Raw genomic sequence first — 25,955 nt, forward strand, 5'->3', positions numbered from 1 at the left:
GCACGGGAATGAATTGAAAATGCGAGTCGTTCGCGTATAACCGGTCCATTGAATTGGGATGGAGAGGGGAGGGTCCACCGGTGTCCGGTCTGCTGACGATGGTGCCCGGCGTGGCGGCCATGGGGGCGGGGGTTCTGGCCCTGCGTCTGGTCTGGGCGCGCTCCGGCCTGCCCTGGCGCGCCCTGGTGGCGGCCGCGGGAGCGTGTCTGCTGCTGCTGTCGCTGCTGCTGTGGGCCTGGATGGCCGGTCCCGATCTGGGCCTTCCCTTCGGCTTGCTGTGCTTCAGTCTGATCGGGCTGGCGGCTGTCGTTCTGGGGGTGGAGGTCCGGCCCGAGCGGTTGCGCCGCCGCGCTCCGGCGGCCGTACCGGCCGTCCGCCGCACCAGCCGCTGGCTGGGCATGGCCCGTTTCCTGCTGGCCGGCCCTCTGGGGCTGCTGGCCGCCATGGGGGTGGGCATCGCCATGGCCATGCAGGGACCGATGGTCGAACAGACCCGTCTGGTCCTGGGGGGACTGCTGGTTCCGATCCTGTGGGCCGCCTGCATGGCCTGGACCCTGTGCGACGCCCGCGTCGGCCGGGCCGCCCTGGTGCTGACCGGGGTGGCCGTCGCCGGCTATGCCACCGCCCTGCTGCCGCTGGTGCTGCATGTCTGACCGCACCACTGCCATGCCCGGCCAGGGCGGGTTCGTCCGTTCCATGCTGGCCGGCCACTCCGCCCTGGGCATCGCCTTCGCCGCCCTGATCCATCTCGTCTGTTTCAGCGGGCTGCTGGCCGTCTTCCATGCCGAGTTCGCCCGCTGGGAGCAGCCCGACGCGCCGCTGGTGACCGCGTTGCAGCCGCAGGCGGCCGAGGCGGCGCTGCATGGGGTTGCGGCCAAGGCGGCGGCCGATGATGCCCTGCACGATCTTCTGCTGATCGCCCCGGGACGCGGCCTGCCGCGGCTGGCGGTGAATTATCACGACCATGACAGCGGCAAGGAAGGCGACTGGTATGCCGATGCCGAGGGCCGGCTGGTCATGCCGGAACATCTGCCCTGGACCGATTTCATGCTGCGCCAGCATTACGATTTCCATGCCCGTCCCTGGGGCATGTATCTGGTGGGCATCATCGGCGTGGCGCTGCTGTCGCTGCTGATCTCCGGGATCCTGTCCCATCCCCGCATCCTGCGGGACGCCTTCCATTTGCGCTGGGGCGGATCGCGCCGGCTGCAGGATGCCGACCTGCACAACCGTCTCAGCGTCTGGGGGCTGCCGTTCCATCTGGCGGTGGCCCTGACCGGGGCGTTCCTGGGCCTGTCGGGGCTGGTGGTCAATGTGCTGGCCTATGCCGCCTATGGCGGCGATACCACCCGCGCCATCGAGGCCGTGCTCGGCCCCCAGCCGGGGCAGGACGCATCGCCGGCACCGCTTCCGGCCATCGTCCCGTTGCTGGCCCAGGTGCAGGCGCAGACGCCGGGGGACGTCCTGTCCTATATCCAGCTGGAACATGCGGGGCAGGCGGGGCAGATGGTGGTGATTTCCGCCCAGGCGCCGGACCAGCTGGCCCGACCCGACACCTACAGCTTCGATGGCGCCGGCGTCTTCCTGCACCGCGGTGGCTATGACCATGGTGTGGCCGGCATGCAGGTGCTGGCGGCGATGCAACCGCTGCATTTCGGCAGTTTCGGCGGCCTGCCGGTCAAGCTGGCCTATGGCGTGCTGGGCCTGGCCCTGTGTCTGGTCACCTCCACCGGCATTACCATCTGGCTGGCCCGCCGCCGTGACCGCGGCGATCCGGCCCCCGGCTGGGAACGGGTGTGGACGGCTGTCTTCTGGGGACAGCCCGTGGCTTTCGCCGTCACGGCGCTGGCTGTCCAGGCGGCCGATCTGCCGCCACTGCCAGTGTTCTGGGCGGTGACGCTGCTGACCCTTGTCACGGCCATTCCGGCGCTGGAGGCAAGGCGGCTGGCGCGTCGCCTGCGGGCGGTGACAGGGGGGCTGCTGCTGGCTGTGGCCCTGCTGCACGGTGTGCGCTGGCAGGGCATCGCCATCGACCCCGCCGCCTGGATCATGGACGGCGTTCTGGTCGCCATGGCCCTGGCGATGGGGCTGTCCCTGGGCTGGGGACGCGACCGGGCCGGCCGTCTTGCCCCGGTCGGCCGCTCCTGAGCCATTGACCGGCGGTTATTGCCCGTGACCGCCCCAGGGCGATTATCGGCCCGCACGATGCCTGCGGGCCGGTGCTGCCAGCATCGATGATCCAGTGCGCCGATGCCGAGCCGTTGCCGGCCGCACTGTCGGCTGCCGGATCGTTGGCCGCCGGGACTATGACCTATCCAAATCAATGGACATATGAATGGATTGACGATATCTGATCGGCGTCCTGAAGATCCACAGAGATCCGGGGCTGGAGGAACGCAAGGTTCACCGACCGGGATGGGCGTGATGTCAAAAGCAATGACAGGCAGGGAACGATTCTTCGAAGAGAACGACGTCATTGTCACCAAGACCGATTGTTCCGGCCGCATCACCTACGCCAATGACATCTTCCTCAATATATCGGATCTGAATGAGTCCGCCGCGATTGGCGCGCCGCATAACATCATTCGCCATCCAGACATGCCGGCCTGCATCTTCCGCCTGCTTTGGACCACGGTTCAGGCCGGCCGGGAAATCTTCGCCTATGTGTTGAACCGCGCCGCCAATGGCGACCACTACTGGGTCTTTGCCCATGTGACGCCGACGCTGGCGGCGGATGGGCAGATTGCCGGTTTCCATTCCAACCGGCGTCGGCCGGACCGGCGCATCATCGAAGAAACCATGGTGCCCCTGTACCGCACATTGCTGAACACGGAATGTCAGGCGGTGTCGCGCGCCAAGGGCATCGAAGCGGCGCAGGCGCTGCTGGAGCAGCGCTTGCAGGCGCAGGGGATGGATTATGACCGCTTCATCTTCTCTCTTCAGGCTTGAAGCCGCGAGCTGGCTGGGGCTCGGATTCGGGTTGGTTGCGGCCGTTCTGGCCATCGGCACCCCGGCGGCGGCCGTTGCCGCCCTCGCCGCGGGCCTGACCGGTGCTGTCAGCGTGCTGGTGGTGCGGCGGCTGCGGCGGGATCTCGATCGGGCGACGACGGCCCTGGTGGCCCTGCAACAGGGTGATTTCGAGGCCCGCATCATCGGCATCGACGACAGGGGGCCGGTGGGCGGCCTGCTGCACGCGGTCAACGACTTCGCCGACCGGACCGACGCCTTCGTGCGCGAGGCCCAGGCCTCACTGGAAGCCGTCAGCGAGCAGCGCTACCACCGCCGCATCATCGAGCAGGGCATGCAGGGCGGCTTCCTGCGTTCGGCCCGGGCCATCAACGGGGCCACGACGGCCATGGGGGGGCGCATCAGCGGCTTCCGCGGCGTCACCGACCGGTTCCAGCAATCGCTGGCCGAGGTGATGGGAGCCGTGGAGCGGGCTGCCGGCCAGTTGCAGGCCGCGGCGACATCGATGGACGGCGTTGCCGGGGAGTCGACACGGCAGGCCGCGGCCGTGGCCGCCGCCTCCGATCAGGCCAGCGCCAATGTGCAGACGGTGGCGGCGGCGGCGCGGCAGCTGTCGGCCTCGATCACCGAAATCGCCATGGAGGTCAACCGCTCGACCACGGTAACGCGCGAGGCCGCGGACCAGGCCGCCGCCACCGACGGGGATGTGCGCAAGCTGGCCCAGGCGGCCGGCCGCATCGGCGAGGTGGTGTCCCTGATCCGCGCCATTGCCGAACAGACGAACCTGTTGGCGCTGAACGCCACCATCGAGGCGGCACGGGCCGGGGAGGCGGGAAAGGGCTTCGCCGTGGTGGCCTCGGAGGTCAAGGCGCTGGCCAACCAGACGGCCCAGGCCACCGAGGAGATCGGTCTCCAGGTCATGGCCATCCAGCAGGCCACCGGCGACGCCATGGCGGCCATCCAGGCCGTCGGCAGTGTGGTGGGGCGGATCGACAGCACCATGGCCACCATCGCCGCCGCGGTCGAGGAGCAGGCTGCCGCCACCGGCGAGATCGCGCGCAATGTGGATCAGGCCGCCACCGGCACGGCCGAGGTGTCGGGCCGTATCGATACGGTGCGCACGGCAGCGGCGGGCGCCGGTGCAGCGGCACAGCAGGTGCTGGGGGCGGCGGGATCGCTGTCAGGGCAGGCGCAGCAATTGGGCAGCGCCCTGCACGGGTTCCTGGGCGAGTTGCGCCGGGTGGTCTGATCCGGCCTCAGGTCAGCAGGCCGGACAGCACCTCGTCCCGGCTGAAGCGGCGCATATGTTCCGGCGTGTCGCGCCAGCCGCCGATCAGGTCACCGGCCAGGTAGCCGATGTCCGCCTTTTCCGCCTCCAGGCAGAGGGGGCGCCTGTCGATGCCTTCGACAAAGGCGTCCAGCCGCAGTTTGCGGGCCTGATGGCCGAATTTCTGCAGATCGCGGAAGGCCCGGTCCGGATCGGCGCGCGGCGACAGCCGCGTCCCGGCCCCCTGCAGCCCGGCGGCGGCATAGGTCGGCAGATCGCCGGCCCCCAGATCCTGCAGGGCCATGACCGCCCGGCAGAAGGGCCGGACGGCATAGGCCAGCTCGGTCAGACGCCCCACGGGAATGCCGCTGGGCAGTCCAGCCAGATGGAAGATCAGCAGCGATTGCAGGTGCGGCGGCACGGCCCGCAACAGGGCATGGACCTGCCGCCGCCGGGCCAGGACGGCCAGGCTTTCGAAATGCAGCGGCAGCGACAGAAGACAGCGGAAGCGGTTGTTATACAGATCCTGCAACTGCTCCAGCGCACGGTCCAGCATGGCCAGATCCAGGGCCAGGATGCTGTGCGGATCACCCCAATGCTCCGCGGTTTCATGGCCCCAGAGGCGGTGCCCGTCCTCGCGATCACGCCAGGGCCGGGCCAGATAGATCGATACGACCTGGTGCCGGGCATCCCAGACCGGGCGGAAGGCCAGATGCACCGACGCCAGCGGGTCCGGCCGCGGTGGAGGCGGGGTCGGAGCGCCGGTCTGCCGCAGCAGGGCGTGCAAGGACTCGCCCTCCGCGCCCTGCCGCCCGTCCACCTGGCCCAGCCGGGCCTGAACGCCGATATCCCGGGTCTCCTCGCTGCCCAGCAGCATCTCCTGCAACTGGGCCACCAGACGGGCGCAGACGGCTTCGGCCCGGCTGCCATCGGCGAAGAGGACCAGGAAGCGGTCGGGCCCGACCTGAAGCCAGACATCATGTGGGCTGAGATGCTGGTGCAGCAGACGCTCGGCCAGCAGCAGGACCCGGTCCCTCACCCGGTCCCACCGGGGGCCGACGCGGGCGCGCAGGGCCTCCAGCCCGATCAGTTGCAGGCTGCCGCCGGTCACGGTGGGTGAGGCCAGCAGCAGGACCCGCAGGCGCTGGCGCAGCGCCGCATCCTGAAGTGCCGGTATCTCCTCCGGTGCCACTGGCGGGATCGCCGCCATGCCATGCCCCCGCGCTCACTCAACTATCCAAACGATATAGATGTAAAGTTGATGAAATGCCATGCAAAGCTGATCGGTGGCGCGGAAAGATGCGTCTTCAATCGGGGCCGGCAGTGTCGGCCGCGCCGGGTCCAGGTGGAGCCGTGGCCGTGGCCGGGGCGCCGGACGGGATCAGGCGCCAGATCCTGTTGCCCACATCGTCGGCCACCAGCAGCGCGCCGCCGCCATCGACCGCCACGCCGACCGGCCGGCCGAGGGCGTTGCCGTCGGCGTCCAGGAAGCCGGTCAGCACATCCTGCGGCAGGCCGTCAGGGCGGCCGTTGCGGAAGGGCACGAACACCACCTTGTAGCCGCTGGGCGGGTCGCGGTTCCAGGAGCCATGCTGGCCGATGAACACACCCGCGCCGAAGCGGCCGGTCAGGGCGTCCCCGCGGGCGAAGGCAAGGCCGAGCGAGGCCGTATGCGGCCCCAGCGCATAATCCGGCACGATGGCCTTGGCCACCAGGTCGGGCCGCTGTGGCGCGACCCGCTCGTCCACATGCTGGCCGTAATAGCTGTAGGGCCAGCCATAGAAGCCGCCGTCCCGCACCATTGTCATGTAGTCCGGAACCAGATCGCTGCCGATCTCGTCCCGCTCGTTCACGGCCGTCCACAGGGCACCGGTCGCGGGCTCCCAGTCCAGGCCGTTGGGATTGCGCAGGCCCGTGGCGAACAGGCGGTGGCTGCCGCTGGCCGGGTCCACCTCCCAGATGGCGGCGCGGCCGTCCTCGATCTCCAGCCCGTTCTCGCCCACATTGCTGTTGGAGCCGACGGTGACATACAGGCGGCGGCCGTCGGGGCTGGCGATGACGTTCTTGGTCCAGTGGTGGTTGAGGCCTGCCGGCAGATCCACCACCGTCTCCGCCGGCGCTGCGATCCGGGTCTGGCCCGGCTGGTAGGGGAAGCGCACCAGCGCGTCGGCGTTGGCGACATAGAGCCTGTCGCCCACCAGGGCCATGCCGAAGGGGGAATGCAGTTTTTCCAGGAACGGCGTCCTGATCTCGGCCACGCCGTCGCCGTCGGCATCGCGCAACAGGGTGATACGGTCGGCGCTGGGGGTGCGGGCGCCGGCCTCGCTCATGACCCGGTCCATGACCCAGCCACGGAGGCTGAAGGGCTTGTCCGTGGCCGGGGCGTTGCTCTCCGCCACCAGCACATCGCCATTGGGCAGCACATGCAGCCAGCGCGGATGGTCCAGCCCCTCGGCGAAGGCGATGACCTGCACGCCCTCGGCTGCGACAGGCTTGCCCCCTTGGGGCCAGCCCTTGGCCGGGGCGATGTTGACGGTGGGGATCAGGCTTTCAGCCGGCGCCGGCAGCTGCGGGCTGGGGCCGCTGCCCGCGGCGACGGGAAGCTGGGCTTCGTCACCGCAGGCGGCCAGGGCCATCGGCAACAAAGCCGCCAGCAGAAATCTCGCACGCATGGCAGGTCCCTGAGGTCATGGGCAACTGCCAGCGGCAACGCCGGGAGGGGGACGGGGGTTCCCCGGGATGCGGTTGATCCGCGTGGGAAAAGGTCCGCCCCCGTCCTCTGGTCAGCCGGCGATGGCGGCGGCGGGGCGGTAGGGGACGCGGTTGCCGCGTTCGTCCTTTTCCAGATGCAGCAGCGGCGCATCGACCCGGCCCATGACGCGGGCGCCGCAGGGGGCCAGGCGGATGAGTTCCGCTTCCTCCGAAACGATGGCGGCCTGGACCCCGCAGCCGCGGGCCAGCCGGGCATGGGCTTCCAGATGCATCTCGGTGCCGTGGACCGGCATGGCGAAGCGCGGGCGGACCAGTTCGTAGAGCTGGCGCAGCTCGTTGGCGCCGGGATGGCCGGAGACATGCACCGGCAGCCCGTCGACCAGATCGGTGCCCATGATGATCTCGACCCCGCGCGCCCGCAGCTTGGAGACGACGGCTTCCACCGCCGCCTCGTTGCCGGGGATGACGCGGGCGGACAGCACCACGGTGTCGCCGGGGCCGAAGGCGGGCAGGCGCCAGTCGCCCTTGGCCAGCCGGGCCAGTGCGGCCCGCTCCTCCCCCTGGCCGCCGGTGCAGACCAGGGCCACCTGACGACGGTCCAGCCCCTTCAGGTGTGAGGGTTCGGCCAGGAATTCCGGAACGCCGTCCAGCAGGCCCAGCGTGCGCGCCGTCTCCTCGTTGGCGCGCATGGAGCGGCCGGCCAGGGCGATGTGGCGGCCAGTCCCGTGGGCGGCCAGGGCGGCCGAGGCCATGCGTGCCACATTGGTGGAGAAGCAGCAGATGGCGATCTGGCCCTTGCGCGTGGCGAACAACCGCTGGAAGGCGGCGCGCACCTGGGCCTCCGAGGTGATCGGCAGCTCCTTGTGGGCGTTGGTGCTGTCGCAGAGCATGGCCAGCACGCCCTCGTCACCCAGCCGGCGCAGCATGTCGAAATCGGTGGCCTCGCCGATCAGCGGCTCGGGATCGAACTTCCAGTCGCCGCTGTGCAGCACCGTGCCCGCCGCCGTGCCGATGGCCAGGGCCACGGGCTCCGGGATGGAGTGGGTCATGCGCACCGAGCGGATGTGGAACGGCCCCACATCGAAGGCACCGCCCACGGGATAGGTGTGCAGCGTGACCTGGGCCAGCGATCCGGCTTCTTCCAGCCGGCGGGTCAGGATGCCGGTGGCGAAGGGCGTGGCCCAGATGGGGCAGTTCAGCGCCAGCGGCCACAGCTTGTCGATGCCGCCGATATGGTCTTCATGGGCGTGGGTCACCACCAGCCCGACCAGGCGGTCGCGGATGGGCCGCAGGAAGGCCGGATCGGGGACGATGCTGTCCACCTCGTCCAGATCCTCCGGCGGGAAGGCGATGCCGGCATCGACCAGCAGCCATTGTCCGGCATGGCCGTACAGGGTCCAGTTCATGCCGATGCGGCCCAGGCCGCCCAACGGCACGACCAGCACTTCCTCGGCGCTGGGCACGGGCCAGCGGCTGCCGAAGTCGGTATAGCGGTGGAAGGGGACGACGATACCGTCGCGATGGTCCGCCCCGTTCCGGACAACGGAAGTCTGGGCGGCGGTGCTCCCGGCGGGAACACGATCATTTTCTTGCTTCATCTGTACCGGGAAGATGAGGCCGGCCCCCCGGCCTGTCAACCGACACTGCGGCATGGCCGCCTGCTGCGCCGCGCAAGGACACCTGCTGCGCCGCAAAAGGTCCGGCCGGGTCGGAACGCCGCTGGACGGGCTCTCCGGGAACGGCCGCACGCGGTCCCCTGTTGCCGCTGGCCGGCAGCAGAGCTGTGTGCGGAGGACCGGTCAGCCCGGCCTGTTGCCGGATTGCGTGACGAGCGGGAGCAGGGTCCATGGAACAGGATTGGATGGCGACAGCGGTGGGTCTGGTTGCCGGCGCGCTGGGCAGCTCCGGGTTCGTGCCACAGGTGCTGAAGCTGTGGCGCTCCGGCGATTGCAGCGCCATTTCCAGCCGGGGCTACGCCGTGACCGTCTCGGCCTTCGCGCTGTGGGTCGGCTATGGCCTGCTGATTGCCAGCCTGCCGGTGGTTCTGTTCAACAGTGTCAATTTTCTGCTGAGCGGCACCATCCTGGTGCTGACGCTGCGGTCGCGGCGGCGGACGCGCGCGTGTCCGGCGGATGGGGCAGCCGCCAGGATGTGACCGTCCGCGGGCTTACAGCCCCCTTCCGGGGCGGGTGCGGTGATCCGCACCCGCTTTCCCAGTCAGGCGGCCTTGGCCGCCAGGCCTTCTTCGGCCAAGCCGTTGTTCATGGCCCAGATGGCGGCTTGGGTGCGGTTGGAGGCGTTGATCTTGCGCAGCAGGCTCTTGAGGTGGACCTTCACGGTCGCCTCGGTGATGCCCAGCTGGTTGGCGATCATCTTGTTGCTGTCGCCGCGGACCAGGCAGCGCAGGATCTGCATCTCGCGCTGGGACAGCCCCTTGTGCCCGGCGGCCTGGGTCGGGGCGGTGCTGGCGCCGCCCGACATCAGCAGCGTGGCGATGGCGCTGGGGAACACCTTCTCCCCCATCAGGGCCAGGCGCAGGAACTCGGCCAGGATGGCGGGGTCGCTGTCCTTCAGCAGGCAACCATCGACGCCGGCCTGCAGCGCCTCGGCCAGACGCCGCGGCTCGGTCCCCTCGCTCAGCATGATGATGCGGGCTTGCGGGCAGGCTTCCCGCAGGGCGGCCACCGCCGCGGCGACACCATCACGAACGTCGAACAGCACCACGCGGGCCTCGCTGCCCTGGCCCTTCAACTCCGAAGCGGTGGCCGCACCCGCCACGACCGTGAAGCCGTGCTCCGCCAGCAGTGTGGCCAGACCCTGACGGAACAGGCGGTTCGAGTCGGCAACGACGACGGGGGTAGAATTCATGTCGATCTCCAATGCGATTGGTCGAGTGCGTGGCGGAGACGTTGCCTATCTTTCAGGTGGCCGTAAAGGTATCGTTAACCATCCCCCCCGCTTTCTCACAACATCACCCCATCTTTGTCACAGATGGGTTCGATCCGATTACCGCCTGTGAAAATAACGCCCTGGGAAAGTACCGAAAGATTGACGTGAATACCTTTTCCATCAGGACTGTTGCTGGTCGAGAGGGGCTGTCGCCTCCGGTCGCGGATGGTGCCGCCCGTGCGTCCCTGCCGGGACAGGCTTGGGTCGGCGAATTGCTCTGGATCAATGTCGGGAGTCGTTCGGTGGCGTGAATTGTTCATGCCCCCACTGACCTGTCGCGGAGGATGTAATGGCGATCACCACCGAAAGCCCGGCTGAGCCGACCGTCGAACCCGTGAAGCCTGCCCGGCGCAAGCCGAAAGCGGCTGCCGCGCCGAGCGCCGAGGTCCAGGCAGCGGCGTCCGTTCCGCCGGGAAAGGCCGGCGCATCGCGGAAGGCCAAGGGCGAAAAGGCGGAACCGGCCGCAAAGACCCCGGCTAAGGCCGCGGCCAAGCGGACTTCCCCCGCCGCGGCGGAGGCCGCCGCCGCCGCACCGGAGCAGCCTGCGGATCTCAGCGACGAGATCGCGCTGCAGGCCTATTTCATCTGGCTGGAGGAAGGGCGGCCCCATGGCGCCAGCATGGAGCATTGGCTGCGGGCCGAGACGCTGGTGCGGACGCGGCGCGACGTGGACAGCGTCGCCGCCTGAGCCTCGGCGCCCGCCGCCTCGACGATCCGCGTTCCGGACACAGTCAGTCCGGCACGGTCGTCCGTTCCGATCAATGTGTCCCGACAGCCGGTGTTGCCATCCCCGGTACGGTTTTGGCCGTGCCGGTGGTGCTGCGCGCCGGACATGATCCGTATTGCGTGTAGGCCGGCCGGCGACTACCACGTCTGGAAAGGTGCGGTCACGCGGGCCGCCATAACTGTGCCCACCGGGAGCGCCGATGACGTCAGAGCCGGAGACCCATTCCCAGGCTGCCCGGGACAGCCGCGTGGATCAGGATCACGGACAGAATCCGTCGCGGCAGCGGACTCCGGGCCTGGCGCTCCGGCTGCGCCGACGCTTGATCCTGGAACTGGACATCAATGCCCGGCCCATCGAGCCGATCCGTGCCATGGCCCGTATCCAGGGCAGCGCCGCCTTCGGCAATCTGTGTGCGCTGTTGCTGTTGCTGGCCGTGCTCTGGACCCAGGTGCCGCGCCCCTGGCTTCTGGGCTGGTTCGGTTTCGCTCTGGCTGTCGTGTTCTGCCGCACCCTGCTGGTGCCGGGCGTCAGCGGGCCGGTGAATCCCGGGCGCTCGGCCCGGGCCTGGGGCCGGCGGATGCTGGCCGTGGCTGCCGGTCTGGCCCTGGTCCATCTGCCCGTGCCCTGGTTGCCCGGTGTCACGGCCGATCCGCTGGTCTTCATGTTCGTGATCTGTATCCTGTTCGGGGTCTGCGGATCGGCGGCCATGACCCTGTCGGCCTACAGTCCGGCCTTCACCGCCCTGTCCTATCCCGTTCTCGGCAGTTGCATGCTGGCCGGCGTCGCCTATGGGGCGACGGCCACGATTGCCACCGGAATCGCCTGCTTCGTCTTCCTGCTCTATGCCACCCGACACCAGCTGGCCACGACGCTGGCGCTCGAGGCGGTGCGGCGCAACGATCATGACCGCCTGTTGCTGGCGACCGAAGCCCGCCGCCGCGCGGCCGACCTGACCGCTGCCAACGCGCAGCTGCAGGCGACGTTGACCTCCCTGCGGGACACGCGGGCGCGGGTGGTGCAGCAGGAGAAGCTGGCCAGCCTGGGGCAGCTGGTGGCCGGCGTTGCGCACGAGATCAACACGCCGCTGGGCATCGCCCTGACCATGGCGACCCAGCTGGCCGGGCAGGAACTGGCTGTCGAACGCGCCCTGAAGGAGCGCACATTGCGTCTTGACCAGCTGGAGGCGCATCTGGCCGGCATGCGGGAAGGCTTCGCCCTGCTGGTGCGGAATCTGGAACGGGCCGGCAACCTGGTACGCAGCTTCAAGCAGGTGGCGGCCGATCAGAGCAGTGATGCGGTGCGCCGGCTGGAGCTGGGGGCCTATGTCGGCGACGTGCTGCTCAGTCTGGAACCGCTGCTGCAGGGGGCACGGGTCCGGCTGACCCTGGATGTGGGCGGGGCTTTCCCCATCACCACCCGCGCCGGGGCCTTGGCCCAGGTGCTGGTCAATCTGGTGCAGAACGCGGTGTTCCACGCCTTTGCCGGGATCGAGGAGCCGGAGATCATCGTCGGTGTGCGGGCGGGTCCCGGCGATCGCATTCAGCTGGTGGTGGAGGACAACGGCACCGGTATGACACCGGACGTGAAGAGCCGGGTGTTCGACCCCTTCTTCACCACACGGCGCGATGCCGGCGGGACCGGGCTGGGACTGCATATCGTCCATACGTTGGTGACTGGCGCCCTGGGGGGCGATATCGACCTGGACAGCCGTCCGGGGCAAGGCACCTGCTTCACCATCACCCTGCCTGTCAGCCTGCCGCCGGTGTCCGACGCGCCGGCGCGCGATGGCAGCCCCGTGGTTACGGCGTCCTCTCCAGCTCCCGAAGCGTGAAGGCGATGTTCAGCGCGATGCGCTTGCGCTGCCAGTCGGGCGCATCCGGCCGGGGGAACGGTGCGGCGTCGCGGACCTGCTGCAGGGCGGCCCGGTCCAGACTGTCGCTGCCGGAACTGGCCAGCAGCTCCACCCGCAGCAGCCGGCCCCAGGGGTCCAGCTCCAGCGCGATGCCGACCACGCCCTCGATCCGGTCGCGCACGGCATCGCGGGGATAGCGCTTGTGGCGGTTGATCCAGGCCAGGATCTCGGCCTCGTAGGAGGCGGGCTGCACCACGCCGCCGCCCTGGTTGCCCGAGCGGCCGGTATCGGTGTGGACCCGGTCCAGGCTGCTGCCGGCGTCGCCCTGGTTGCCAGCCTCCGCGGCGACGGAGGCCAGGGCGGACGGGGGCGCTGCCCGTTCCGGCGGCGCCTGCGCCGCCACCCGCCAGCGGATCTGGGTCAGCGGCGGCGGACGCACCGGGTCCGGCAGGGGCAGGTGCAGGCGGGCCGGCGACTCGGAAACAGGGCGTGGTGTCGGGACGGCGGACAGCGGCAGCAACATCAGGGCGCCCCGGCTGGCTCCGCGCGAGCCATCGCCCCGGTGCTGCACGGCCGGGGTCCAGCTGGCGGCCAGGGGGGACAGCAGCAGAACGGCCAGGGTCAGGTGGGCAGCGATCACCAGCGCCAGCGACAGGGGGCGCTGGCCGGCGAACCCCAGGCGCGGCGCCGTTCGGCGCAGCCGCCACAGCGGCTTCGGCAAGAGCCGCAGCTTGGCCCGGGCCGGGGGCCGACGCGGCCGGTCCATGACCGCGGAGGGAACCGCAACAGGTTGAGGACGGGCATTCACCCCAGGACACTCCGTTCAACGGGCCGCTTCGGTCGGCGCAGCGCAGGGCTGCGACGATCGCGACCTGCGAACAGTTTAGTCGCAATTGCACATTAGTCGCAATTGCATTACACAGCCTTCCCCATTCGGAGGCGGTGGATGCAGCCACTGCCAAGACAATCTGAACGCAAGGGGAGCAGGAATGCAGTTGGGGGGAGCCGGTTGCGCACGCAGCCGTATGTTGGTCGGCGTTTCCGTGCTGGCGCTGCTGACCGGTGGAGCCGCGGCCCAGAGCGCGGGAGGCCAGGACCCGCGTCCGACCATCACCGTGGAGGAAAGCGCCGCGGCCCCGGCGCCCGCCTACAGCAGCAACGATACCGTGGCCACCGGCCGCTCGGTCATCAGCCAGGATTCGGTGCAGGCGCGCCAGACCGGCAATGGCGACGCCATGGAGCTGCTGAAGGTCCTGCCGCATGTGCAGTTCAGCCGCAGCCAGTACAGCACCGATCCCACCGACATCCAGGATCTGCGCCCCTCCGACATCTCGATCTCGGGCGGCCGCTTCTATGACAATTATTTCTCCATCGACGGGGTCGGGGCCAATTCGCGCTTCGACGCCGCCAGTTCCAACGCATCGAATCCCGCCAGCTGGAACGAGGTTGCCGGGGCTCACGCCCAGAGCATCTGGGTCGATCCGGCCCTGATCGGCAGCATCACCGTCGAGGACAGCAACATCGGCGCCGAATATGGCGGCTTCACCGGCGGCGTGGTCGATGTGCAGACCAAGCGGCCGGAGGCGCGCTGGGCGGCCACGGCCACCGGCAATTACACCAGCGACGGGATGGTGCATTTCCGCGTCAGCAAGGCCGACAAGGCGGCCTTCGGCGACGATCTCCCCAAGAAGGTGGATTTTCAGAAATTCCGCTTCGGCAGCACGCTGAACATGCCGCTGACCGACCGGACCCGCGTGCTGGTCGGCGCCAACCGCAGCCGGTCCGAGGTGACCTATTACAAGGCCGCGACCTATGGCGGCGGGGCCTCGCCGCGCATGAGCACCAGCGACAATCTGCTGGTGAAGGCCGAACACGATCTGCGCGAGGATCTGCTGCTGACGGCACAGGTGACCTACAGCCCCTACACCAGCGAATTTTCGTCCAACAACCGCATCGATGACACGTCCCGCACCCATGGTGGCGGCCTGTCCTCCTATCTCGATCTGGCGCGTACAGGCAGCCAGGACGACTGGTCGCTGAAGCTGTCCTATGTCCAGTCCGACATGGACCGCGACTGGGCGCCGATCCATTATTCCTGGCCATCCAAGTCGCAGCGCGGCTCCTTCTGCAGCAGCAGCAACTGCAGCCAGGGCGGTTTCGGTGATCTCAACCAGCAGCAGGAAGACACCAGCCTCAAGGGCCAGTGGACGCATCGCTTCGATACGGCCGGCACCCTGCGCCTGGGCGCCGAATATACGCGGGTCGAGGCGGAGAAGGAGCGGCCGGAAGACAATTACGCCTACAGCCGCGGTGTCACCGGCAGCAAGATCGTCTGTAACACCAGTGTCGCCTGCGTGACCGGCGATACAGTGCTGACGCAGTACAGCATCTACAAGGCCTACGACATCAACGTGGCGCTGGACAGCTTCAATGCCTGGAGCGAGTACAATGTCACCTGGAACCGGTTCGAGGTGCGGGCCGGCCTGCGGTATGATTACGAGAGCTTCCTGGGCAACCACGATGTCAGCCCGCGCCTCAGCGTGGCCACGGCGCTGCCCTGGGACACCACCCTGACCCTGGGCGCCAACCGCTATTACAGCCGCAGCTTCCTCGGCTATGCCATGCGTGAGAAATATCCGGACAATTATGCCTACCAGCGCACGGCCACGGTCAGTGGCGGCAACCAGATCTATTCCGACAATTGGACGCTCTACAGCTACTCCAAATCGACCCGCTACTCCGATGCCGACCTCGACACGCCCTATTCCGACGAGCTGACGGCGGCCTTCACGGCCCCGCTGCCCTGGGGCACGCTGCGGCTGAAAGGCATCCTGCGCAACAATGAGGACGAGCTGACCCGCAGCCTGACGGCGGACAGGGTCACCTATGTCGACCTGGTGACCGGGAAGACCAGCAACTTCATGGATTACAAGGTCAGCAATGACGGCCACAGCCGCTATCGCGGCCTGTCGGCGGAATGGGCCGGCACCTGGCGCAACCACAGCCTTGCCGTCAATGCCGCCTGGACCAAGACCAAGAGCAACTCCGAAACCTATTTCGACCCGGCCGACGATCAGGAGGCCGAGGACAGCTTCATCTACTTCAATGGCCGGGTGACATCGGAGGCGGAGATCATCGCCCGCAACCGCCGGCTGGACTTCAACACGCCCTGGACCATCAATGCGGCCCTGACCTCACGCTGGTGGGAGGATCGCATCACCACGGTGCTGCAGGGCCGCTGGAAGGCGGATTTCGACCGCATCCAGGATTCCGGGGCCAATATCACCGTCGGCGGCGTCTCCTATGATGTCTGGGAAGAGCGGCATTACAAGGGCTGGCTGGATCTGGGCCTCAATGTCCAGGCCAAGCTGGTCGAGACGGATTTCGGCGGCCTGACGGCCGAGGCCCGCATCACCAACGTGCTGGATGCGCTGCCCAACACCGAGACCAGCGCCTCCAACCCCTATCAGATGGGCCGGTCCGTGTGGCTGGGCCTGACCTACACCTATTGACGGGGCCGATCATGCGTAACTGGATGATGGCCGGCCTGGGGCTGGCCCTGCTGGCCGGGGCCGGCGCCGCCGCAGCGGACAAGACAGCACCGGCCCAGGCGTCGCCGGTGAAAGCCGCACCGGACGCGGCCATGCCCGACATCACCACGACGGATATGGCGGACCTGCGCCGGCTCTATGCCGGCCCGCCGGAGAGCTGGCCGCGGCCCACCCTGCTGGACGGGGCCGTCTTCACCGAGTTCGGGCCGTTGCCGGCCATAGCCGAGCCGGCCGGCAATCCGTCGACGCCGGAGAAGGTGGCCCTGGGCAAGCAGCTGTTCGATGATCCCATCCTGTCGGGATCGGGACAGATCGCCTGTTCCAACTGCCACAATCCCGAGCTGGGCTGGGGGGACGGGCTGCGCAGCTCCTTCGGGCATGACCGGCAGCGGGGGGCGCGCAATGCCCCCACGCTGATCGCCGTGGCCCACCGGCGCAGCTTTTTCTGGGACGGCCGCGCCGCCAGCCTGGAGGAGCAGGCCAAGGGGCCGATGACCAACCCGATCGAGATGAACGGCCAGCCCGCCGACATCGAGGCGCGGTTGAACGGCAGCGGCGACTACCCCGCCCGCTTCGCCGCCATCTTCGGTCCGGGACCGGTCACGCTGGACCAGATTGCCATGGCCCTGGCCGACTATGAGCGGACCATCAAGCCGCGGCCCGGCAAGTGGGACCGGGCCCTGGCCAAGGGGACGCAGACCCTGTCGGACCAGGAGTTGCAGGGGCTGCACCTGTTCCGGACCAAGGCCGGCTGCGCCAACTGCCACAACGGCCCGCTGTTCAGCGACGAGAAGTTCCACAATCTCGGTCTCAGCTTCTATGGCCGCGAGCGCCAGGATCTCGGCCGCTATGCCGTAACCGGCAAGGCCGAGGATGTGGGGGCCTTCCGCACGCCGTCGCTGCGCGGCATCGCCAGCACCGGCCCCTACATGCATAACGGGCTGTTTCCTTCACTGGAGAACATTGTCGATTTCTATAATGCCGGCGGCGCCCGGCCGCGCCCGACGGCGGCCCAGGCCCGGGACCCGCTGTTCCCGACCACAACGCCGCTGCTGCGCAAGCTGGGTCTGACCAAGCCGGAGCGCGAGGCGCTGGAAGCCTTCCTGCGCACCCTGTAACCACCCGCAACCGGCTGCGCCCCATCCTTGCCGGCCCGTATCCCGGGACAGATCGGCTCCTGTCATGGAGTCGCCTGATCCCGGGCCACAGGGTGAGGCAGCGAAGACGAAAGTCATGCAGAAGCTCTCTCGTGTCCCCTGATGTAAAGAAGTGATAGGGTTGCGACAGTGGTACTGCGCCGGATCTGTCCCCTTCTGCCGAAAGGCAGACCAGTCTTGTGACGGGTCCGCCCCATTTCTGCCGCAATCGGCGTTGGTCCGCTGGGCAGGTCTGAAATTTTCCAGACTGCACAAAAACTGTCACAAAACCCGACTAGGGTGGCGCCGCTTGACCCATGCGGTCGCCGGCCGACGGTGACCGGCACGATCTATCGACGTCTCCAAGCGTGGAGTGAACAATGAGCTTCCTGTCCAAGGCCTGGTTCAGCGGTGCGCTGCTGGGGGCCGCCATCGCCGTCGGCGTTGCCGGCACGGGCACGGCTGCCGAAATCAGCGGCGCCGGCGCGACCTTCCCGTACCCGGTCTATGCCAAGTGGGCCGACGCCTATAAGTCGGAAACCGGCATCGGGCTGAATTACCAGTCCATCGGTTCCGGTGGCGGTATCAAGCAGATCAAGGCCCGCACCGTGACCTTCGGCGCCTCCGACATGCCGCTGAAGGCCGAGGATCTGAAGGAAGCCGGTCTGGTTCAGTGGCCCATGATCATGGGCGGCGCCGTTCCGGCCATCAACGTCAAGGGCGTTGACGCCGGCAAGCTGGTGCTGGACGGCCCGACCCTGGCCAAGATCTACATGGGCGACATCAAGACCTGGAACGATCCGGCCATCAAGGCGCTGAATCCGGGCCTGACCCTGCCCAGCACCGCCATCGCCGCGGTCTACCGCTCCGACGGGTCGGGCACCAACTTCCTGTTCACCGACTATCTCTCCAAGGTCAGCCCGGACTTCAAGAGCAAGATCGGCGCCAACACCTCGGTGCAGTGGCCGGTCGGCATTGGCGCCAAGGGCAATGAAGGCGTCGCCAACATGGTGAAGCAGACCGACGGCGCCATCGGCTATGTCGAGTATGCCTACGTCAAGCAGAACAAGATGGGCTACGCCGCCCTGAAGAACCAGGCCGGCAAGATCGTGCATCCGGAAAGCAAGACCTTCCAGGCTGCCGCCGCCAATGCCGACTGGGCCGGGACCCCGGGTTACGCCGTGGTGCTGACCAACGAGCCGGGCGCCGAGAGCTGGCCGATCACCGGCGCCAGCTTCATCCTGATGCCGGCCAAGGTGGATGATGCCGCCGCCGCCAAGCAGGCGCTGGAGTTCTTCAACTGGGCCTATGCCAAGGGCGGCCAGATGGCCGACCAGCTGGACTATGTGCCGATGCCCGACGCCGTGGTGAAGATGGTCACCAAGACCTGGGCCGAGCAGATCACCGATGCCAGCGGCAAGCCGGTGCTGGCCGCCGCCAAGTAAGGGCGCCGACAGCGACTCTGGCTCTTTACAGGCCGGCTCCCGACAGGGTAGGGGGTCAGTCTTGCCGAGGGGGGCGGGGACGCCCCCCTCTTTTTCCATTGATGGACCTGCCCGTCTGGGCAGGCGTCACGGCTGTGGGATGCTCGGGTGACTGTGCAGAACCTGATGGAACAGCAAGTGCCGCATCCGTTTGCCCAGCAAGCGGGGCGGGAAAACCGGCGCGACCGTGCCTTCCATGGTTTCACCATGGGATCGGCCATCCTGGTGCTGGTCATCCTCGGCGGTGTCGCCCTGTCGATCGCCGTCGGTGCCTGGCCGGCCCTGCGGGCCTTCGGTCCGGCCTTCCTGACCACCGAGGTCTGGAATCCGGTGACCGACCAGTTCGGCGCCCTGGCGCCCATCTATGGCACGCTGGTCACCTCGATCTTCGCCATGGCCTTCGCCCTGCCGGTCGGGTTCGGCATCGCCGTGTTCCTGACCGAGCTGTGCCCGGCGCCGCTGCGCCGCCCCATCGGCATCGCCATCGAGCTGCTGGCCGGCATTCCCAGCATCATCTACGGCATCTGGGGCCTGTTCGTGCTGGCGCCATTCCTGCAGCGCACCGTGCAGCCCTTCCTGATCGACACGGTGGGTCAGGTTCCGGTGATCGGCGCCCTGTTCCAGGGGCCGCCCTACGGCATCGGCGTGCTGACGGCCGGGCTGATCCTGGGCATCATGGTGCTGCCCTTCATCGCCGCCATCACCCGCGACGTGTTCGAGACCGTGCCGCCGCTGTTGCGCGAAAGCGCCTACGGCCTGGGCTGCACCACCTGGGAGGTGGTGTGGAACGTGGTCTTCCCCTACACCCGCGTCGGCGTGGTCGGCGGCGCCATGCTGGCCCTGGGCCGCGCCCTGGGCGAAACCATGGCCGTGACCTTCGTCATCGGCAACGCCCACCGCATCTCCACCTCGCTGATGGCGCCGGGGACCACCATCTCCTCCGCCATCGCCAATGAGTTCACCGAGGCCACCGGCACGCTCTACACCTCGTCGCTGGTGGGGCTGGGGCTGGTGCTGTTCCTGCTGACCTTCTCCGTCCTGGCGCTGGCCAAGGCCATGCTGCTGCGTCTCGACCGCAAGGCAGGGAAGTAAGACACCATGAACAACGGCTTCTATCGCCGCCGCAAGCTGGTGAACCGCCTGGCGCTGACCCTGTCCATGGCGGCAGCCGGCATCGGCCTGCTGTTCCTGCTGCTGGTGCTGTCGACCCTGGTGGTGCGCGGCCTGTCCGGCCTGACCCTGGACCTGGTCACCCGGATGACGCCGCCGCCGGGGTCGGAGGGCGGCGGTCTGCTGAACCCGATCATGGGCAGCATCCTGATGACGGGCATCGCCATGCTGCTCGGCACGCCCGTCGGCATCCTGGCCGGCACCTGGCTGGCCGAATATGGCCGGGCCGGCAAGCTGGCCGGCACCATCCGTTTCATCAACGACATCCTGCTGAGCGCCCCCAGCATCATCATCGGCCTGTTCATCTATGAGCTGATGGTGCTGCGCATGGGCCATTTCTCGGCCTGGGCCGGTGCCGTGGCCCTGGCCGTCATCGTCGTGCCCGTGGTGGTGCGCACCACCGAGGACATGCTGCGGCTGGTGCCGGACAGTCTGCGCGAGGCCGCCGCCGCTTTGGGCGCTGCGCGCTGGCGCGTCATCACCATGGTCAGTTACCGGGCGGCGCGCACCGGGCTGGTCACCGGCGCGCTGCTGGCCTTCGCCCGCATCAGCGGCGAGACGGCGCCGCTGCTGTTCACGGCCCTGAACAACCAGTTCTGGAGCACCAATCTCAACGCGCCGATGGCCAACCTGCCGGTGACCATCTTCCAGTTCGCGCTCAGCCCCTATGAGCGCTGGCAGGCCCTGGCCTGGTCCGGCGCCCTGCTGATCACCGTCACCATCCTTGCCGTCAACATCGTTGCGCGGAGCCTGTCCCGCAACAAAGGGAACCGCACATGACCATGCGCCCCCACGCCTCCGTTTCGCTGCGCCAGCAGAACCCCTATGACGGGCAGGATGTGCCCAAGGTCGAGGTGCGCAATCTCAATTTCTATTACGGCGGCTTCCACGCCCTGCATGATGTCAGCCTGCCGCTGCATGATCGGCAGGTGACGGCTTTCATCGGCGCCTCTGGGTCGGGCAAGTCCACCCTGCTGCGGGTGTTGAACCGCATGTACGACCTCTATCCGCATCAGCGGGCCGAGGGCGAGGTGCTGGTGGACGGGCAGAATATCCTGGACCCCAAGCAGGATCTGAACCTGCTGCGGGCCAGGATCGGCATGGTGTTCCAGAAGCCGACCCCGTTCCCGATGTCCATCTATGACAACATCGCCTTTGGTGTGCGGCTGTACGAAAAGCTGTCGCGGGCCGAGATGGACGAGCGCGTGGAGAAGTCGCTGCGCCGCGCCGCCCTGTGGGACGAGGTCAAGGACAAGCTGCGCCAGTCCGGCCTGTCGCTGTCCGGCGGCCAGCAGCAGCGCCTGTGCATCGCCCGCGCCATCGCCGTGCAGCCGACCATCCTGCTGCTGGACGAACCGGCCAGCGCCCTGGACCCGATCAGCACCGCCAAGGTGGAAGAGCTGATCGACGAGCTGCGGGCCGACTACACCATCGCCATCGTCACCCACAACATGCAGCAGGCCGCCCGCGTGTCGTCCTGGACGGCCTTCCTGCATCTGGGCACGCTGATCGAGTTCGGGCGCACCGACGCCCTGTTCACCAATCCGCAGAACCCCAAGACCGAAGAATATGTGACCGGGCGCTTCGGCTGACCCGGCGACCGTCGCCGCGCCGCGCCGCACCGCCCGCCGGGGATCAGCCCTTTCCCAGCAGGGCGTCGATGGCGTCGCGCAGGCGCGACAGGCCTTCCCGGTCGCGCGGTTTCAGCAGGGTCGCCGCACTGCGCATGGCCTCGATCCGCTGCGTCAGCCCCTGGACGGCGGCCGGCGACAGCCGGGGCGCCGGCTTGGTGGCCGGGCGTGACAGCGCATCCGCCCCGGCCTTGGCCTCGCGTGCCGCCCGCACCGTCAGCTTGCCGGACAGCAGCAGCGGGATGAGCCGGGCCTGGACCGGCTCGGCGGCCGTGGCCACTTCCACCAGCAGGTTCTTGGAAACCTCCGGGCCGCCCGCAGCGCCGGCCGCCGCAAGCTGGTCCAGCAGCGTGTCCGGCAGCCCCAGGATCGACAGGGTGGCGCTGATGTCGCGTTTGCCCTTGCCCAGGGCGGCGGCCACCTGCACTTGGTTCAGCCCCTCGTCCCGCATCAGCTGGCGCAGTCCGCGCGCCTCCTCGATGGGGGAAAGGTCGACGCGCTGGAGATTCTCGATCAGGGCGGCGACGCGGCGGTCGCCTTCGTAGCGGATGGCCAGCAGGCTGTCCCAGCCCAGCAGCCGCGCCGCCCGCCAGCGCCGCTCGCCGGCCACCAGCACGAAATGGCCGTGCCGCTCGGGATCATCGGCCAGAAGCACCGGCTGCAGCTGGCCCTTGTCGGCCATGGTGGCGGCCAGGCTGCGCACCTCCTCCTCGTCGAAGCGGCGGCGCGCCTGGTTGGGATCGGGGTGGATGCGGTCGACCGCCGCCTCGAAACTGTGGTTGAAGCGGCTGTCGCTGGTGATGATGCCGGCCTTGCGCTCCTGCGCCTGCTGGCCGAAGCTCTGCAGCAGCGGCGACGGCTTGCGGGTCTTTGCGGCCATGCTCAAACCTCCGCGTCGCTGGCAGCGACATCGATCACGGGCCGCGTGGCGCGCGGCAGCGTGCCCTTGCCCGCCAGGGCCTGGGCCAGACGGGCATAGACGGCGACGGCGGGCACGGTGGGGAACATGCGCAGCGCCGGCTGCGCTTCCCGCGCCGCCTTGCCGAAGGCCGCATTGTAGTCCACCGGCTCCAGCACCGGTGCTGTGTCGCCCAGATGATCGATCAGGGTGGCCAGCACTTCCCGGTCCACGCTCTTGCGCTTGACATACTGGGTCGGCAGCACGCCCAGGATGCGCAGGCCGGGATTGAGCCGGCGCTGCACCTTCTGGATGGTGTCCAGGATCAGGTTGACGCCCATGGCGTCGATGGGTTCGGTCCGCACCGGGATCAGCACCCGGTCCCCGGCGGTCAGGGCCATGCTGGTGACGATGCCCAGGTTCGGCGGCGCATCGATCAGGATGTCGTCATAGCGGTCGCGCACCGGCTCCAGCGCCTCGCGCAGGATCACCTCGGCCCCGGCTTCGCGCGTGCCGTCGGCCTTGGCCAGGTCGATGTGGGAGGCAACCACGTCGAAATGCTCGCCCGCGGTGATGGCGTCGGCCAGCGGCGTGCCCGACAGCACCACATGGGCCACCGTCTGCCCGGCCTTGTACAGCGCCAGCGCCGGCAATCCCAGCGCCACCGTGGCGCTGGCCTGGGGATCGCAGTCGATCAGCAATACCTTGCGCCCGGCCTGGGCCAGGGCATAGGCCAGATTGCTGGCCGTGGTGGTCTTGCCCACGCCGCCCTTCTGGTTGGCCAGCACGATGACACGGGCCGCACGGGCCGCCGGTGCCTCCTCCCGGCGCAGCAGGTCGATCACCGGCTCGGGGATGGCTTCCTTGTTGCCTTCCCAGCGGCTGATCCGCGCCTTGTCATAGCTGCGCGCCAACCGGCTGTTGAGCCAGTCCGCGAATTGTCCCTGGTTCATGTTCCGCGCGCTGCGGAACGCCCGAAGTTCCTGCCCGTCCATGGCGCATCCCCGAAAGCACGGGCTCACCCTGGCAGAGTTGACGCAACTGGTCAAGGTTGACGCAATGGGGCAGTCGATTGGATGGCCCGGCAGTCAGACCGTCCGCGGCGGCGGCCATTGTTCCGTCAGGCTCGTCAACGCCAGGGTTGATGGCCGCCATGGCCCAATACAGGCCGATGCGCCGACGGGATCACCAGGGCTCCGGTACAGGGTCGGCATAGGCGATGGCCGGCCGCAACCCAGCCCACCGGTCGTCCGCATTGCGATGGACCGAGCGGCTATGCTCCCTTGGGCTGGCGCACCCTGTCCGGGATTCAGTCATGACCGCCCATACCCTCGGCCTGTTCCTAGTGACCTGTTTCTTCCTGTCTATGACGCCGGGGCCGAACATGCTGCTGGCCCTGGGTCTGGGCCTGCGCTTCGGTCTTCGGGGGGCCGCCTGGGCCGGTCTTGGCATGTGCCTGGCTCTGGCCGGTCTGGCGCTGCTGTCCGCCCTGGGCCTGGGCGCCGTGCTGGCGGCATCGCCCCTGGCGTTCCAGCTGTTGAAATGGGCCGGTGTCGCCTATCTGGCCTGGCTGGGCGTGCAGGCCTGGCGTGCGCCGGCGGACGGTGCCCGCGCCGGTGCGCCCACCCCCGGTGCGTCCGCTGACGCGGGGCGCCTTGGGGAGGCGGAGGGCGGCAGTGTGCGCCTGTTGCTGCGCGGTCTGCTGGTGGCCGTCAGCAATCCCAAGGCGCTGGTGTTCATGGCGGCCCTGTTCCCGCAATTCATCGATCCTGCCCGGCCGGTGGCGCCGCAGCTTGGTGTGCTGGTGGTGTCGATGCTGGTGATCGAGTTCGGCTGGATCATGACCTATGCCGCCAGCGGCGACCGGCTGGCCGTGCGCCTGTCGGGTGCGGTGGCCATGACATGGCTGAACCGGGTGACCGGCAGCCTGCTGCTGGCCGCTGGCGGGTTGCTGGCCTTGGCCAGCCATCCCTGACCCGTCCGGCGACCCGGGGTGTCAGCAGAGGGGAGTCGGCACCGGCCCGGGCAGCAGCACCCCGGCGGGCAGCTCCACCGTCAGGTCCAGGCCGGATCGTGCCCAGTGCGGCTGGAGCGCACCGCCCAACTGGTCATGCATGGTCGTTTCCAGCAGCAGCAGGCCGAACCCCCGCCGGAGTGGCGCACGGGACAGGGCGGGACCGCCATGCTCGGTCCAGCGCAGCGTCCCCCGGCCGTCGGCATGCAGAGTCCAGCCAAGCGCGACACTGCCCGCGTCCGTGGACAGGGCGCCATGACGCAGGGCGTTGCTGGCCAGCTCGTGCAGCGCCAGCCCCAGGGCCTGGGCACCCTCGGGCTGCAGCAGGACCGTGGACGCCCCTGTCAGCACCAGACGGGACGGCTGGCCGGGATCGCCGTCACCGCTGCCCGGCAGGATGGATGCTGCCAGTTCGGCCAAGGGCACCGGACCCCAGCCATGGGCGGACAGGACGCGGTAACAGGCAGCCAGGGCGGCGATCCGCCCCTCGATGGCGCCCTTGTAGACGGGAACCGTGTCGGCGTCGGCCAGACGGACCAGGGTCTGCACCACCATCAGGGCGTTGCGCACACGGTGATCGACCTCGCGGGCCAGGATCTCGTGCTGGGCACTGCACCGGCGCAGGAGTGTGACGTCACGGTTCAGGCCGACAACGCCGGAGATGTGGCCTTGCCGGTCCCGCAGCGGGCGACGCAGGGTTTCCAGGATTCTGCTTCCGCCATCGGCCGTGGTCACGACCGTTTCGCTGCGGATGGTCTGGCCGCTCTCCATGGTCTGCCGGTCAAGGGTCCGATCGCTGTCGCTGACCGCGTGCCGCTGCTGCTGCGCTGTCCCGGCCAGGAGATCGCGGCCGGACCGGTCGCGGGCGACGATCCCGTCCTCCAGCGCTGCCAAGAGTCCATCCAGCACGGATTGTTGTTCGGCGGACGCCCACTCGGCCTCCCGGATCCCGGTCCGGTCGGTCAGCAGCACCCCAAGGCCCCGCCCCGCCGGAGCCAGATCCAGCGGAAAGGCCCGGATCTCCAGCACACGGTCCGGCCTGTGCAGGCCCTGTGTTTCAAGCTGATCGGCCCGGCCCGTGGCCATGATCGTGGTCAGCCAGCTTTCGAACCAGGTGCCGGCGCTGGCCGGCAGCACCTCCCACAGCCCCCGTCCCAGGATGGCGTCGCGCGGCAGCGCGAAATGCGGCTCGGCGGCGGCATTGATTGCAACAATGCGCCAGTTTGCATCGACGGCATAGAAGGCGTCGGCGATCTGTTCCAGGACGGCGACCTGGGCGGCCCGTTGCGCCGCGGCGAACGCGCCGGCGGTCTCGGTCGCAGGGACCGGGGTTGGGCTGCTGGGGACGGAGTGGTTCACGGCCTGCCGGATCATGGATGGTCTGTATGCCGCTGCGGCGGAATCCGAGCGGGCAGGTCGGCGGGTGATGCCGCCGCGTCCCGTCTCTCGCTCTGCCAGCCCATGACCATTGCCTATCCCCACCTGTCCGCGCGCGGCTGATGGCGTCCATCATTGACGCGCTCCCGGCTCCGCGGCGTAACGTCGAAGAAAACCAGCGGTTTCACCAGATGTACGGAAGTATGTTTTTCGTCCCCGG

General features: G+C 68.7%; 23 protein-coding genes. 14 read left to right on the plus strand and 9 right to left on the minus strand.

From position 1 onward, the window contains the following. Positions 1–80 precede the first annotated feature (80 nt). The 4 genes from DK368_RS21600 to DK368_RS22245 all read left to right on the plus strand — a co-directional run bounded on the left by DK368_RS21600 (position 81) and on the right by DK368_RS22245 (position 4,216). Positions 81–653, plus strand: coding sequence for a hypothetical protein (locus tag DK368_RS21600; RefSeq protein WP_162305870.1), 573 nt, complete (start codon positions 81–83; stop codon positions 651–653). Beyond that, complete coding sequence (locus DK368_RS05100; protein WP_162305871.1) at positions 646–2,148, plus strand: PepSY-associated TM helix domain-containing protein; 1,503 nt, start codon at positions 646–648, stop codon at positions 2,146–2,148. Before DK368_RS21600 ends, DK368_RS05100 begins: the two co-directional genes overlap by 8 nt. Positions 2,149–2,424: 276 nt before the next feature. Continuing rightward, the gene (locus DK368_RS05105) at positions 2,425–2,949 is read left to right on the plus strand and encodes a PAS domain-containing protein (protein WP_114393110.1); all 525 of its coding nucleotides are present in this window, start codon (positions 2,425–2,427) and stop codon (positions 2,947–2,949) included. Positions 2,950–2,980: 31 nt separating this feature from the next. Next, positions 2,981–4,216, plus strand: a complete 1,236-nt coding sequence (locus tag DK368_RS22245; protein ID WP_275668472.1) for a methyl-accepting chemotaxis protein — start codon at positions 2,981–2,983, stop codon at positions 4,214–4,216. Positions 4,217–4,223: 7 nt separating this feature from the next. Here the strand turns inward: DK368_RS22245 and DK368_RS05115 are convergent, their stop codons facing one another. From DK368_RS05115 to DK368_RS05125, 3 genes are all read right to left on the minus strand, one after another. Beyond that, positions 4,224–5,444, minus strand: a complete 1,221-nt coding sequence (locus DK368_RS05115; protein ID WP_114392659.1) for a hypothetical protein — start codon at positions 5,442–5,444, stop codon at positions 4,224–4,226. A 97-nt stretch (positions 5,445–5,541) separates the two neighbouring features. Beyond that, positions 5,542–6,906 (minus strand): PQQ-dependent sugar dehydrogenase, encoded by a 1,365-nt coding sequence (locus tag DK368_RS05120; protein ID WP_114392661.1) that lies wholly within the window; start codon positions 6,904–6,906, stop codon positions 5,542–5,544. Between the two features lie 111 nt (positions 6,907–7,017). Continuing rightward, positions 7,018–8,544, minus strand: coding sequence for a ribonuclease J (locus DK368_RS05125; RefSeq protein WP_162305872.1), 1,527 nt, complete (start codon positions 8,542–8,544; stop codon positions 7,018–7,020). Positions 8,545–8,792: 248 nt separating this feature from the next. Between DK368_RS05125 and DK368_RS05130 the strand changes: the two genes are divergently transcribed. Then, on the plus strand, positions 8,793–9,101 hold the full coding sequence (locus tag DK368_RS05130) for a SemiSWEET family sugar transporter (protein WP_205028051.1): 309 nt from the start codon (positions 8,793–8,795) through the stop codon (positions 9,099–9,101). A 62-nt stretch (positions 9,102–9,163) separates the two neighbouring features. Here DK368_RS05130 and DK368_RS05135 read toward each other — a convergent pair whose 3' ends face one another. After that, entirely contained in the window at positions 9,164–9,814 is a 651-nt protein-coding gene (locus tag DK368_RS05135) for a LuxR C-terminal-related transcriptional regulator (RefSeq protein WP_114392666.1), read from the minus strand. Positions 9,815–9,909: 95 nt separating this feature from the next. Beyond that, positions 9,910–10,155, minus strand: coding sequence for a hypothetical protein (locus DK368_RS21255; protein WP_155524477.1), 246 nt, complete (start codon positions 10,153–10,155; stop codon positions 9,910–9,912). A 29-nt stretch (positions 10,156–10,184) separates the two neighbouring features. On the opposite strand from DK368_RS21255, the gene DK368_RS05140 reads away from it, so the two are divergent. Beyond that, positions 10,185–10,583 carry a DUF2934 domain-containing protein gene (locus DK368_RS05140; RefSeq protein ID WP_114392668.1) on the plus strand — a complete coding sequence of 133 codons (399 nt, stop codon included), beginning with the start codon at positions 10,185–10,187 and terminating at the stop codon, positions 10,581–10,583. Between the two features lie 238 nt (positions 10,584–10,821). Continuing rightward, positions 10,822–12,453, plus strand: coding sequence for a sensor histidine kinase (locus tag DK368_RS05145; RefSeq protein WP_114392670.1), 1,632 nt, complete (start codon positions 10,822–10,824; stop codon positions 12,451–12,453). Here the strand turns inward: DK368_RS05145 and DK368_RS05150 are convergent. Then, positions 12,422–13,240, minus strand: a complete 819-nt coding sequence (locus DK368_RS05150; protein ID WP_114392672.1) for an energy transducer TonB — start codon at positions 13,238–13,240, stop codon at positions 12,422–12,424. The genes DK368_RS05145 and DK368_RS05150 overlap by 32 nt on opposite strands. A gap of 259 nt (positions 13,241–13,499) precedes the next feature. On the opposite strand from DK368_RS05150, the gene DK368_RS05155 reads away from it, so the two are divergent. The 6 genes from DK368_RS05155 to pstB all read left to right on the plus strand — a co-directional run bounded on the left by DK368_RS05155 (position 13,500) and on the right by pstB (position 21,407). Beyond that, positions 13,500–15,986 carry a TonB-dependent receptor plug domain-containing protein gene (locus DK368_RS05155; protein WP_162305873.1) on the plus strand — a complete coding sequence of 829 codons (2,487 nt, stop codon included), beginning with the start codon at positions 13,500–13,502 and terminating at the stop codon, positions 15,984–15,986. An 11-nt stretch (positions 15,987–15,997) separates the two neighbouring features. Beyond that, complete coding sequence (locus DK368_RS05160; RefSeq protein WP_205028052.1) at positions 15,998–17,143, plus strand: cytochrome-c peroxidase; 1,146 nt, start codon at positions 15,998–16,000, stop codon at positions 17,141–17,143. A 398-nt stretch (positions 17,144–17,541) separates the two neighbouring features. Further along, a complete protein-coding gene (pstS, locus tag DK368_RS05165) occupies positions 17,542–18,606 on the plus strand; it encodes a phosphate ABC transporter substrate-binding protein PstS (RefSeq protein WP_114392676.1) in 1,065 nt (354 codons plus the stop codon). A gap of 147 nt (positions 18,607–18,753) precedes the next feature. Next, positions 18,754–19,737, plus strand: a complete 984-nt coding sequence (gene pstC, locus DK368_RS05170; RefSeq protein WP_240002345.1) for a phosphate ABC transporter permease subunit PstC — start codon at positions 18,754–18,756, stop codon at positions 19,735–19,737. Between the two features lie 6 nt (positions 19,738–19,743). Then, positions 19,744–20,595, plus strand: a complete 852-nt coding sequence (pstA, locus tag DK368_RS05175; RefSeq protein WP_114392678.1) for a phosphate ABC transporter permease PstA — start codon at positions 19,744–19,746, stop codon at positions 20,593–20,595. 2 nt (positions 20,596–20,597) lie between these two features. Further along, a complete protein-coding gene (gene pstB / locus DK368_RS05180; protein WP_114393114.1) occupies positions 20,598–21,407 on the plus strand; it encodes a phosphate ABC transporter ATP-binding protein PstB in 810 nt (269 codons plus the stop codon). 43 nt (positions 21,408–21,450) lie between these two features. Here pstB and DK368_RS05185 read toward each other — a convergent pair whose 3' ends face one another. Continuing rightward, entirely contained in the window at positions 21,451–22,326 is an 876-nt protein-coding gene (locus DK368_RS05185; RefSeq protein ID WP_114392680.1) for a ParB/RepB/Spo0J family partition protein, read from the minus strand. Positions 22,327–22,328: 2 nt separating this feature from the next. Continuing rightward, positions 22,329–23,297, minus strand: coding sequence for a ParA family protein (locus tag DK368_RS05190; RefSeq protein ID WP_240002346.1), 969 nt, complete (start codon positions 23,295–23,297; stop codon positions 22,329–22,331). 362 nt (positions 23,298–23,659) lie between these two features. Between DK368_RS05190 and DK368_RS05195 the strand changes: the two genes are divergently transcribed. Further along, positions 23,660–24,319 carry a LysE family translocator gene (locus DK368_RS05195; RefSeq protein WP_114392684.1) on the plus strand — a complete coding sequence of 220 codons (660 nt, stop codon included), beginning with the start codon at positions 23,660–23,662 and terminating at the stop codon, positions 24,317–24,319. A gap of 21 nt (positions 24,320–24,340) precedes the next feature. On the opposite strand, the gene DK368_RS05200 is transcribed toward DK368_RS05195, so the two are convergent. Next, positions 24,341–25,717, minus strand: coding sequence for a PAS domain-containing protein (locus tag DK368_RS05200; RefSeq protein WP_162305874.1), 1,377 nt, complete (start codon positions 25,715–25,717; stop codon positions 24,341–24,343). Positions 25,718–25,955: the final 238 nt, after the last annotated feature.

This window comes from Oleisolibacter albus, assembly GCF_003336875.1.
In the GTDB taxonomy this organism is placed as follows: Bacteria; Pseudomonadota; Alphaproteobacteria; order Azospirillales; family Azospirillaceae; genus Niveispirillum; species Niveispirillum album.

Bases quoted from the DNA above. Each gene is read 5' to 3' on its own strand.
- DK368_RS05115 (WP_114392659.1), bottom strand. From the start codon at position 5,444: ATGGCGGCGATCCCGCCAGTGGCACCGGAGGAGATACCGGCACTTCAG.
- DK368_RS05130 (WP_205028051.1), top strand. From the start codon at position 8,793: ATGGAACAGGATTGGATGGCGACAGCGGTGGGTCTGGTTGCCGGCGCG.
- DK368_RS05100 (WP_162305871.1), top strand. From the start codon at position 646: ATGTCTGACCGCACCACTGCCATGCCCGGCCAGGGCGGGTTCGTCCGT.
- DK368_RS05190 (WP_240002346.1), bottom strand. From the start codon at position 23,297: ATGAACCAGGGACAATTCGCGGACTGGCTCAACAGCCGGTTGGCGCGC.
- DK368_RS05120 (WP_114392661.1), bottom strand. From the start codon at position 6,906: ATGCGTGCGAGATTTCTGCTGGCGGCTTTGTTGCCGATGGCCCTGGCC.
- DK368_RS21255 (WP_155524477.1), bottom strand. From the start codon at position 10,155: ATGAACAATTCACGCCACCGAACGACTCCCGACATTGATCCAGAGCAA.
- DK368_RS05105 (WP_114393110.1), top strand. From the start codon at position 2,425: ATGTCAAAAGCAATGACAGGCAGGGAACGATTCTTCGAAGAGAACGAC.
- DK368_RS05155 (WP_162305873.1), top strand. From the start codon at position 13,500: ATGTTGGTCGGCGTTTCCGTGCTGGCGCTGCTGACCGGTGGAGCCGCG.
- DK368_RS05150 (WP_114392672.1), bottom strand. From the start codon at position 13,240: ATGGACCGGCCGCGTCGGCCCCCGGCCCGGGCCAAGCTGCGGCTCTTG.
- pstS (WP_114392676.1), top strand. From the start codon at position 17,542: ATGAGCTTCCTGTCCAAGGCCTGGTTCAGCGGTGCGCTGCTGGGGGCC.
- DK368_RS05135 (WP_114392666.1), bottom strand. From the start codon at position 9,814: ATGAATTCTACCCCCGTCGTCGTTGCCGACTCGAACCGCCTGTTCCGT.
- DK368_RS05140 (WP_114392668.1), top strand. From the start codon at position 10,185: ATGGCGATCACCACCGAAAGCCCGGCTGAGCCGACCGTCGAACCCGTG.
- DK368_RS05145 (WP_114392670.1), top strand. From the start codon at position 10,822: ATGACGTCAGAGCCGGAGACCCATTCCCAGGCTGCCCGGGACAGCCGC.
- DK368_RS05125 (WP_162305872.1), bottom strand. From the start codon at position 8,544: ATGAAGCAAGAAAATGATCGTGTTCCCGCCGGGAGCACCGCCGCCCAG.
- DK368_RS05160 (WP_205028052.1), top strand. From the start codon at position 15,998: ATGCGTAACTGGATGATGGCCGGCCTGGGGCTGGCCCTGCTGGCCGGG.
- DK368_RS05185 (WP_114392680.1), bottom strand. From the start codon at position 22,326: ATGGCCGCAAAGACCCGCAAGCCGTCGCCGCTGCTGCAGAGCTTCGGC.
- pstB (WP_114393114.1), top strand. From the start codon at position 20,598: ATGCGCCCCCACGCCTCCGTTTCGCTGCGCCAGCAGAACCCCTATGAC.
- DK368_RS05195 (WP_114392684.1), top strand. From the start codon at position 23,660: ATGACCGCCCATACCCTCGGCCTGTTCCTAGTGACCTGTTTCTTCCTG.
- pstA (WP_114392678.1), top strand. From the start codon at position 19,744: ATGAACAACGGCTTCTATCGCCGCCGCAAGCTGGTGAACCGCCTGGCG.